This window comes from Streptomyces spongiae (assembly GCF_009377185.1).
Taxonomy (GTDB): domain Bacteria; phylum Actinomycetota; class Actinomycetes; order Streptomycetales; family Streptomycetaceae; genus Streptomyces; species Streptomyces spongiae.
The window spans coordinates 1-8,916 of the sequence record NZ_VJZC01000418.1 but is presented as its reverse complement, the minus strand read 5'-3'; the positions used below and the strand labels follow the sequence as shown (position 1 = coordinate 8,916).

Sequence of the window (8,916 nt, the reverse complement as noted above, 5' to 3'; positions counted from 1 at the left end):
GGGCGGCGGGGGCGAGAACAAACCCCGTTCCCGCTCAGCGGAGTGCTGCCCGTACCGCTGATTCCACCGTCGGGAACGCGAACGTGAAGCCGGAGTCCAGGAGCCGGGACGGGAGGACCCGTGCACTGCCGAGGACGTCACCGGCGACCTCACCGAGGACGAGCCGGAGCGCGGGGGAGGGGACGGAGAAGAGAGTCGGACGGTGCAGCACCCGCCCCATCGCGGCCGTGACCTCACGGTTCGTCACGGGCTCAGGAGCCGTCAGATTCACCGGCCCCGACAGCGACGGCGTGTCGATGAGGTGCCGCAGGGCGGCCACCTCGTCGTGCAGCGCGATGAAGCTCCAGTACTGGTGACCGTTCCCCAGGCGGCCACCCAGGCCCGCCTGGAAGAGGGGGAACAGCGGACCCCACGCCCCACCACCACGCGCCACCACCAGCCCCGTACGGGCGAACACGGTCCGGACGCCCGCCTCCCGCGCCGCCGCCGTCGCCTCCTCCCACTCCACGCAGAGAGCGGGGAGGAAGCCCTCACCCGGCGGCGCCGACTCGTCGACCACCCGGTCGCCCGTGTCCCCGTAGAACCCGATCGCACTGCCGTTGACGAAGACACGCGGCGGCACGTCGAGCGAGGCCACCGCCTCCGCGAGCGCCGCCGTGCCCAGCACCCGCCCGGCCCGCAGCTTCGCCTTGTACTCCGCCGTCCAGCGGCGCGACGCCACCCCGGCCCCGGCGAGGTTCACCACCGCCGCACACCCGGCCAGCCCCGCCGCGTCCACCTTCTGGGCCTCCGGGTCCCACCGGACCTCGTCCTCGCCCCGCGGCGTCCGCCGTACGAGCCGTACCACCTCGTACCCGTCCGCCCGCAGCGAGCGCGCCAGCGCCGAACCGATCAGCCCGGACGCCCCGGCGATCGCGATCCGGGAACCGCGAGCCGGCGCGTCCTCGCCACCCAGCGAGGCTTCCGTGTCGAGCGGGGCGTCGGAGTCGGAGTCGCCCAACGGTGCGTCAGCGTTCATGGGGACATCCTGCCGGGTGGGCCGCCAGAACACACGGTCAGGCCGCTCCGCGCGCCGTACTGTGGCCCCCATGCCGGTTCCGTACATACGCTTCGCCACCCTCGACGACGAGGACACGCTCGGCAGCCTCGACCGCGTCACCTGGTCCACGCTGCACTCCGTCCAGCCGCGCCCCCGCCCGCCGTTCGAACCCTTCTTCAGCGAGCGTTTCGGGCCGCGGGACCACCTCGTCGCCGAACTCGGCGGACAGCTCGCCGGCTACATCCGTCTGGGCTACCCGACCCCCCTCGCCTGCAACTCCCATGTGCGGCAGATCCAGGGCCTCGTCGTCGCCGAGACGGCGCGCGGCGACGGGGTGGGCCGGGCGCTGCTCCGGGCCGTGCAGGAGGAGGCCCGACGGCAGGGCGCCCGACGGCTCACCCTGCGGGTCCTCGGGCACAACACCCCCGCCAGGAAGCTGTACGAGTCCGAGGGGTTCGTGGTGGAGGGGATCCTGCCCGAGGAGTTCCTGCTCGACGGGGCGTACGTGGACGACGTCCTGATGGGGCGTTACCTCTGACACCACCGAATCTCTGACACCACCGAATCTCTTACAGCACCGCATCCTGACACCACCGCCCCCTCCGGGGCTACGAGGCGATCAGCTCGCCCGTGTCCACCGGTGTCGTCGAGTTCCTCGCCTGCCGCGCCTCCCCGGCGACCTCGTCCACCGTCAGGACGTACCCCGTCTCGTCGTCGGAGGTGGAGCGGGCGAAGACCACGCCGTACACACCGCCGTCGGGCGTCAGGAGAGGGCCGCCGGAGTTGCCGGGGCGGACCGTGGAGCGGATGGAGTAGATCTCGCGGGTGACCATGTCCGTGCTGTAGATGTTCTGGCCGTTCGCGTTGATGCGGCTGGCGACCGTGGCCCCCTGGAGGTCGAGGCCGCCGTCCTGCGGGTAACCGGCGACGACCGCGGAGTCGCCGCGCGACGCGGAGTCGTCGAAGCGGAGCACGGGTGCCCTGAGGTCCGGCACGTAGAGGACCGCCACGTCCTTGTCGGGGTCGAACAGGACGACCCGCGCCTCGTACGTGCGGCCCACACCGCCCACACGGACGGTCGGCTCGTCGATGCCCGCCACCACGTGGGCGTTGGTCATCACGTGCCGCGCCGCGTAGACGAAGCCGCTGCCCTCGCGGCCCTGGCCGTCGGCGACGCCCTCCACCTTCACCGTGCTGCGCTTGGCCGCGTTCGTCGCGGTGGCGGTGACGCTGTCCCCGGAGGGCTTGGCGACCTCCGCCGTCGCCTCGTTCTCGAACGGGTTGAAGACCTGCGGGAAGCCCGCCTCGGTGAGCGCGGAGGTGGCACGCGAGAACCAGGTCGGGGTCGTCTCCGGCATGGTGTTCTGCACGGCGCCGAGCAGCGCCGAGCCTCGGATCGCCTGCGTCACCACCGGGGACGAGGACGCGCCCAGCACGCTGGCCGCCACCCAGGCGACGATGAGGACGGCGACCGTGTTGGCCGCGGCCCCGCCGACGCCGTCGGCCACCCGGAGCGGGCCACCGCGCTCCAGCTCGTAGCGCAGCCGCAGTCCCAGGCGTCCCGCCAGCTCGTGCCCGACCACCGCCGGCGCCAGCACCGTCAGCACGGCCGTGAGCGTCGCCGCTGGGGTCCCCGCGTTCACCAGGCCCATCACCCAGGGCAGCACCCACACCCCGACGGCCGCGCCGCCCACGAACCCGGCCAGCGAGACGCAGCCGGCCACCAGGCCACGGCGGTAACCGGACGCCGCGTAGGCCAGGATCACCAGCAACAGCAGGATGTCGAGCACGTCCACTCCAGGCGCCTTTCTCTTTGGGCCCCCTAGTACGCGTGGGGCGGGCCCAGTGATCAGGCAGGCCCGCGCGGACCGGCGGAATCGGCCACACGTGCCTGGACCTGTAGAAACGCCCAGGGCCCAGACGATGGTTCCACCGGGTGGCGCACCCCACGTCGCGGCGGGGCCGGGGCGGGGCCAAGCTGAGGCCATGCGTGTCTTCCGGACGGCGCGAACGCGACGGCGACGGGGGCGGATACGGGCTGCGCGGGGTGGCCCCGCTCAGCCGCCCCGGCGGGCCGCGATGTTCGCGCGGGCCACGGCGTTCGCGCGGGCCGCCGTGCGGCGGTCGGGCGTGCGGCGGTCGGGCGCCGACCGTGAGGCGACCGCGTCCCCCGTACGGCTGCCGCGCGTCGCCCTCCTCCTGCTTGCCGTCCTGCCCGTGCTCGCCGTCGCGCTGGGGCTGGTGCTGTGGGCGACGGTCGGTGGGGAGGAGAAGAAGGGCCGCGCCCACCGTCCCTCGACGACCCGGCCCGCCGTCGTGCACAGGGCCGACCGGCCGCCCATCGTGCCGAGGGCCCACTGGCTGGGCGACGCCGCGCGCAGCCAGCCGCCCGCGCGGTACGACGACCGGGTCCTCGCGGTCTTCGTGCACCACACCGACTCGCCGAACGACTACGACTGCGCGGACACGCCCCGCGTCATCCGCTACCTGTACGCGGGCCAGACCGGCAGCCGGGACTGGGACGACATCGGCTACAACTTCCTCGTCGACCGCTGCGGCACGATCTACGAGGGCCGCGCGGGCGGCGTCGACCGGCCCGTCACCGGCGCCCACACCCAGGGCTTCAACCACCGTACGGCGGGTATCGCCGCCATCGGCACGTTCACCGCGGGCGTGCCGGTGCCCCCGGCGGTGACCGACGCGATCGCCGCCCTAGCCGCGTGGAAGCTGGGCCTCGCGGACGTCGACCCGCGCGGCGGTGTCCGCCTGGTGTCCAGCAACAGCCACAGCCGGTACCCCGCCGGCACCACCGTCCTCCTGCCCGCCCTCGCGGGCCACAGCGACGGCTACATGACCAGCTGTCCCGGCGTGGCCCTCGCCGAACGGCTCCCCGCGATCAGGGAGGCCGCCGCCCGCCTCCAGGGCCGTTCCTAGCCGCTCGTCTCACAGACAGCGCGCGGGCGTCTCACAGAGTTCTCCCAGATCCGAGCCCTAGCTTCGTCGTGTCACGCCGACCGGAGGTGGGGAAGATGATCAGCAGTCGTTCCACGCACACATCCACGCACACGAAGAAGTCCTGGTCCGCGTCCCTGCGGAGCCCGTGGACCGTGGCCTGCGCGACCGTCGCCGTCGTGCTCGGCCCGTCCGCCGTCACCGCGTCCGCGCTGGAGCGGGCGAACTCGGCGCCCCTGCACCGTCCGGCGGCCCCGGACCGGGAGCCGCACCGGGAGCCGCCGCACCACGCCGCGCCCTACGCCGCCGCGGAGTACGCCTACCTGCCCCGCTCCCCGTACCGCGGTCAGGCCCTGAACCGCTCCCAGAGCCTGGGATAGCGCTCCGCCAGCACGCCCTCGTTCTCGAAGTCCACGGGAGTGCCCTCGGGTTCGGGCGGTGCGGGCGGGATGCCGAGGTCCGGGGCGACGGTACCGGTGAGCTGTTCGTACGCCTCGTCCGCCGCGTACCCCAGTTCCTCGCCGTCCCCGTCGACCTCCTCGTCGAAGTCGTCCAGGAGACCGGCGAGCGAGTCCGGATCGTGCACCGCGCCCTCGAAGACCTCCCGGCCCTGGCCGATCAGCCAGCACCGGAAGAAGTCGAACACGTCGTCGCCGGCCCCGTCGAGCAGCACCCACGCCGCGCCCCACACATCCCACTGGTACGCGCGGTTGTAGCGGGCCTCGAAGTGCCGCGCGAAGTCCAGCACCGCGTCCGGGTCCAGCTGGACGAGCCGCTCGACGAGCAGGTCGGCCTGATCCTCGGGGTCGCCCTCGGCGGCCTCCCGGGTCGCGTCCACCAGCTCCCAGAACTCCGTCTCGTCCATCACGGGACCAGCATCGGCCCTAGCGGGGCGGGACGCACCCCGGAGTGCACGGTGTCATGGGCCGTACAGCTTCGTCAGGCGGGCCGCGTCGTCGGTGAACCGTTTGCGCAGGGTCGCCGGGGCCAGCACCTCCACCTCCGGGCCCAGGGCCGTGAGCTGGGTGTGGGCGACCTCCTCGGACTCCACCGGCAGCGTCACCGTCACCCGGCCACGCTCGTCGGGGTCCCCCTTGGCCGCCAGGGCATCGCGGGCGGACTGGGGATCGACGGCGTACGTCAGCCGCCGCACACCCTCCTCGGTCAACCGCACCACGACCTCGGCGCGCAGGATCGACCGCGCGAACTGCGCGGCCCGCTCCTCCCAGAAGGCGGGCAGGTCGAACTCCTCGTCCCGTACGAAGCGGTCGTCTCCGACGGCCACCGCGGTGAACCGGTCGATGCGGTACACCCGGAAGGCGCCCTGCTCCGCCACCCTTGCGCACAGGTACCAGACGCCCGCCTTCAGGACGAGCGCGTACGGCTCCAGCTCGCGCTCGACCTCGGCGTCCCCGCGCCGGTAGCGGGCCGTGATCCTCCGGTCGTCCCAGACCGCGTCCGCGACCGTCGGCAGCAGCTCGGGTGTCTCGGGCTCCTTGAACCAGGCGGGGGCGTCCAGGTGGAACCGTTGGGCTGCCGTGCGTGAGGCGTCACTGAGGGAGGGGAGGAGGGCCGCCGACACCTTGAGCCGGGCGGCCGAGGCGGCGTCCTCCAGGCCCATCTCGCGGAGGGCGCCCGGTACGCCGCTGAGGAACAGGGCCTCTGCCTCGCTGCGGGCGAGGCCCGTGAGGCGTGTCCGGTACCCGCCGATGAGCCGGTACCCGCCAGCCCGTCCCCGGTCCGCGTACACCGGCACCCCGGCCTCCGACAGCGCCTGCGCGTCCCGGGTCACCGTGCGTTCCGACACCTCCAGCTCGCTTGCCAGTTCGGCGGCGGTCATGGTCGGGCGTGACTGGAGCAACAGCACCATTTTGATGAGCCGGGCAGCACGCATGGGTTCATGATGCCGGTCCGTGCCACCGAGTTGCCTCGCCCCCGCGCTCTTACAGCCCGTACCGCTCCCGCGCCTCCTTCACCGCCGTCGCCTTCACCTCACCACGCCTCGCAAGCTGCGCGAGCGCCGCCACGACCACCGACTGCGCGTCGACGCCGAAGTGGCGGCGAGCCGCCTCACGGGTGTCGGAGAGACCGAAACCGTCCGCACCCAGCGAGGAGTAGTCCTGCTCCACCCACTGCGCGATCTGGTCCGGTACCTGACGCATGTAGTCGGAGACCGCGAGGACAGGACCATCCGCGCCCTGAAGCGCCTGCCGCACGAACGGCACCCGCTCCTCGCCCCGCAACAGCGCCGCGTCCGCGTCCAGCGCGTCCCGCCGCAGCTCCGTCCACGACGTCGCCGACCACACGTCCGCCGCCACGCCCCACTCCTCGGCGAGCAGTTTCTGGGCAGCGAGCACCCAGTGGATCGCCGTACCGGAGCCCAGCAGCTGGATGCGCGGGGCGTTGGCGACCGGCGACAGCCCCGCCGACTCCGCCGTGTTGAAGCGGTACAGGCCCTTGACGATGCCCTCGTCGATCGCGGGCACGGCCGGCTTGGCGGGCTGCGGCAGCGGCTCGTTGTACACGGTGAGGTAGTAGAAGACGTTCGGGTCCTCGCCCGGCGCGGCCTCGCCGTACATGCGGCGCAGACCGTCCTTCACGATGACCGCGACCTCGTACGCGAACGCCGGGTCGTACGTCAGCGCCGCCGGGTTGGTCGCGGCGATCACCGGCGAGTGGCCGTCGGCGTGCTGCAGGCCCTCGCCCGTCAGCGTCGTACGGCCGGCCGTCGCCCCGACGAGGAAGCCGCGGCCGAGCTGGTCGCCGAGCTGCCACATCTGGTCGGCCGTGCGCTGCCAGCCGAACATCGAGTAGAAGATGTAGAACGGGATCATCGTCTCGCCGTGCGTCGCGTACGACGTGGAGGCGGCGATGAAGTCGGCCATCGAACCGGCCTCGGTGATCCCCTCGTTGAGGATCTGCCCGTCCTTGGCCTCCTTGTAGTACATCAGCTGGTCACGGTCGACCGGCTCGTACGTCTGGCCCTTGGGCGAGTAGATGCCGAGGGACGGGAAGAGCGACTCCATACCGAAGGTGCGCGCCTCGTCGGGGACGATCGGCACCCAGCGCTTGCCGCTCTGCTTGTCGCGGACCAGGTCCTTGACGAGGCGGACGAAGGCCATGGTCGTGGCGACGTTCTGCGAGCCGGAGCCCTTGTCGAAGGACGTGAACGCCTTCTCGGCGGGGGCCGGGAGCGGGGCGACGGCGTGCGTACGGCGCGCGGGGGCGGGCCCGCCCAGGGCCGCGCGGCGCTCCTGGAGGTAGCGGACCTCGGGGGAGTCGGCGCCCGGGTGGGCGTACGGCACGACGCCGTCGACGAACTGCTCGTCGGAGATCGGCAGCTCCAGCAGGTCACGCATCGACTTGAACTCGTCCACCGTCAGCTTCTTCATCTGGTGGTTGGCGTTCTTCGACGCGAAGCCCTCGCCGAGGGTGAAGCCCTTGACGGTCTGGGCGAGGATGACGGTCGGGGCGCCCTTGTGCTCGACGGCCGACTTGTACGCGGCGTACACCTTGCGCGCCTCGTGACCACCGCGGGAGAGGTGGAAACACTCGAGGATCTTGTCGTCGGACAGCAGCTTGGCCATCTCGGCGAGCGCGGGGTCCTTGCCGAAGAAGTCCTCACGGATGTAGGCGGCGTCGCGGGTCTGGTACGTCTGCACCTGCGCGTCCGGCACTTCGCGGAGGCGGCGGACGAGCGCGCCGGTGGTGTCGAGCTGAAACAGCTCGTCCCAGGCCGAGCCCCAGAGGGACTTGACGACGTTCCAGCCGGCGCCGCGGAACTGGGCCTCCAGCTCCTGCACGATCTTGAAGTTCGCGCGGACGGGGCCGTCGAGGCGCTGGAGGTTGCAGTTGATGACGAAGGTCAGGTTGTCCAGGCCCTCGCGGGACGCCAGCGCGAGCGCGGCCGTCGACTCGGGCTCGTCCATCTCGCCGTCGCCGAGGAACGCCCAGACGTGGGACGCCGAGACGTCCTTGATGCCGCGGTTGGTGAGGTAGCGGTTGAAGCGCGCCTGGTAGATGGCGGAGAGCGGGCCGAGACCCATCGACACCGTCGGGAACTCCCACAGCCAGGGGAGGCGGCGCGGGTGCGGGTAGGAGGGCAGGCCGTTGCCGCCGGCCTCCTGGCGGAAGTTGTCGAGGTGCTGCTCGGTGAGGCGGCCGTCGAGGAAGGCGCGGGCGTAGATGCCGGGGGAGGCGTGGCCCTGGATGTACAGCTGGTCACCGGAGCCGTCCGCCTCCTTCCCCCGGAAGAAGTGGTTGAAGCCGGTCTCGTAGAGCCAGGCGGCGGAGGCGAAGGTGGCGATGTGGCCGCCGACGCCGTGTTTGCTGCCCCGGGTCACCATCGCGGCCGCGTTCCAGCGGTTCCACGCGGTGATCCGGCGCTCCATCTCCTCGTCGCCGTCCACGGTGGGCTCGGCGGAGGTGGGGATGGTGTTGACGTGGTCGGTCTCGAGGAGCTTGGGCAGCGCGAGCCCGCCCGCCTCGGCGCGTTCCAGGGTGCGGCGCATCAGGTATGCGGCGCGGTGCGGCCCGGCTGCCTTGGTGACGGCGTCCAGGGAGGCCTGCCATTCGGCGGTCTCCTCGGGGTCGCGGTCCGGGAGCTGGTCGAGCTCGCTCGGCTGGATTGCGGTGGGGTCGGTCATTGCGCCGCCTTCCGGATGCGGAGGGGGGTTCCCTCATCGGCAAGGGGTGTTGGGGGTGCCCTTTGTTGTCTTGGCAGGACAGGGCGAGGGCTCTGGTGGGAGCCCGTCGGTGACTGTAACCACTGATCGATGATCGATCAAAGGGTTGAGAGGCAAAACCTCTTGATCGCGAGAAAGTCGGCACGGGGTGCCTCCGGCGGCGGCACCGGGTGTCGTGGGGTGGCTGGAGTTTTCGCAGGTGGGGGCGCGTATGAGTGGGGGCGTGCTCTGGTGTTCGGC

8 protein-coding genes are annotated in these 8,916 nt (G+C 72.2%); 3 read left to right on the top strand and 5 right to left on the bottom strand.

Annotated elements, in window-relative coordinates:
- Positions 1–34: 34 nt before the first annotated feature.
- Positions 35–1,018: a TIGR01777 family oxidoreductase gene (locus FNH08_RS36615; RefSeq protein ID WP_152775846.1), complete on the bottom strand. Its 984-nt coding sequence runs from the start codon at positions 1,016–1,018 to the stop codon at positions 35–37.
- Positions 1,019–1,088: 70 nt separating this feature from the next.
- Here FNH08_RS36615 and FNH08_RS36610 point away from each other — a divergent pair, with 70 nt between their 5' ends.
- Positions 1,089–1,577, top strand: coding sequence for a GNAT family N-acetyltransferase (locus tag FNH08_RS36610; protein ID WP_152775845.1), 489 nt, complete (start codon positions 1,089–1,091; stop codon positions 1,575–1,577).
- 70 nt (positions 1,578–1,647) lie between these two features.
- Here FNH08_RS36610 and FNH08_RS36605 read toward each other — a convergent pair whose 3' ends face one another.
- Complete coding sequence (locus tag FNH08_RS36605; RefSeq protein WP_322726076.1) at positions 1,648–2,835, bottom strand: MarP family serine protease; 1,188 nt, start codon at positions 2,833–2,835, stop codon at positions 1,648–1,650.
- 283 nt (positions 2,836–3,118) lie between these two features.
- On the opposite strand from FNH08_RS36605, the gene FNH08_RS36600 reads away from it, so the two are divergent.
- Together FNH08_RS36600 and FNH08_RS36595 are read left to right on the top strand one after the other, a co-directional pair.
- Positions 3,119–3,973: a peptidoglycan recognition protein family protein gene (locus FNH08_RS36600; RefSeq protein ID WP_152775844.1), complete on the top strand. Its 855-nt coding sequence runs from the start codon at positions 3,119–3,121 to the stop codon at positions 3,971–3,973.
- 95 nt (positions 3,974–4,068) lie between these two features.
- Positions 4,069–4,371, top strand: coding sequence for a hypothetical protein (locus FNH08_RS36595; RefSeq protein WP_152775843.1), 303 nt, complete (start codon positions 4,069–4,071; stop codon positions 4,369–4,371).
- Here FNH08_RS36595 and FNH08_RS36590 read toward each other — a convergent pair.
- From FNH08_RS36590 to aceE, 3 genes are read right to left on the bottom strand one after another with little or no spacing between them, the layout of a single operon-like run.
- Positions 4,338–4,856, bottom strand: coding sequence for a DUF4240 domain-containing protein (locus FNH08_RS36590; protein WP_152775847.1), 519 nt, complete (start codon positions 4,854–4,856; stop codon positions 4,338–4,340). The genes FNH08_RS36595 and FNH08_RS36590 overlap by 34 nt on opposite strands.
- Positions 4,857–4,910: 54 nt before the next feature.
- Positions 4,911–5,885: a helix-turn-helix transcriptional regulator gene (locus FNH08_RS36585; RefSeq protein ID WP_152775842.1), complete on the bottom strand. Its 975-nt coding sequence runs from the start codon at positions 5,883–5,885 to the stop codon at positions 4,911–4,913.
- Positions 5,886–5,934: 49 nt separating this feature from the next.
- Positions 5,935–8,637 carry a pyruvate dehydrogenase (acetyl-transferring), homodimeric type gene (gene aceE, locus FNH08_RS36580; protein WP_152775841.1) on the bottom strand — a complete coding sequence of 901 codons (2,703 nt, stop codon included), beginning with the start codon at positions 8,635–8,637 and terminating at the stop codon, positions 5,935–5,937.
- Positions 8,638–8,916: the final 279 nt, after the last annotated feature.

Excerpts from the sequence above, each read along its gene's own strand:
- FNH08_RS36600 (WP_152775844.1), top strand. The coding sequence starts at position 3,119 with ATGTTCGCGCGGGCCACGGCGTTCGCGCGGGCCGCCGTGCGGCGGTCG.
- FNH08_RS36590 (WP_152775847.1), bottom strand. The coding sequence starts at position 4,856 with ATGGACGAGACGGAGTTCTGGGAGCTGGTGGACGCGACCCGGGAGGCC.
- FNH08_RS36610 (WP_152775845.1), top strand. The coding sequence starts at position 1,089 with ATGCCGGTTCCGTACATACGCTTCGCCACCCTCGACGACGAGGACACG.
- aceE (WP_152775841.1), bottom strand. The coding sequence starts at position 8,637 with ATGACCGACCCCACCGCAATCCAGCCGAGCGAGCTCGACCAGCTCCCG.
- FNH08_RS36595 (WP_152775843.1), top strand. The coding sequence starts at position 4,069 with ATGATCAGCAGTCGTTCCACGCACACATCCACGCACACGAAGAAGTCC.
- FNH08_RS36585 (WP_152775842.1), bottom strand. The coding sequence starts at position 5,885 with ATGCGTGCTGCCCGGCTCATCAAAATGGTGCTGTTGCTCCAGTCACGC.
- FNH08_RS36615 (WP_152775846.1), bottom strand. The coding sequence starts at position 1,018 with ATGAACGCTGACGCACCGTTGGGCGACTCCGACTCCGACGCCCCGCTC.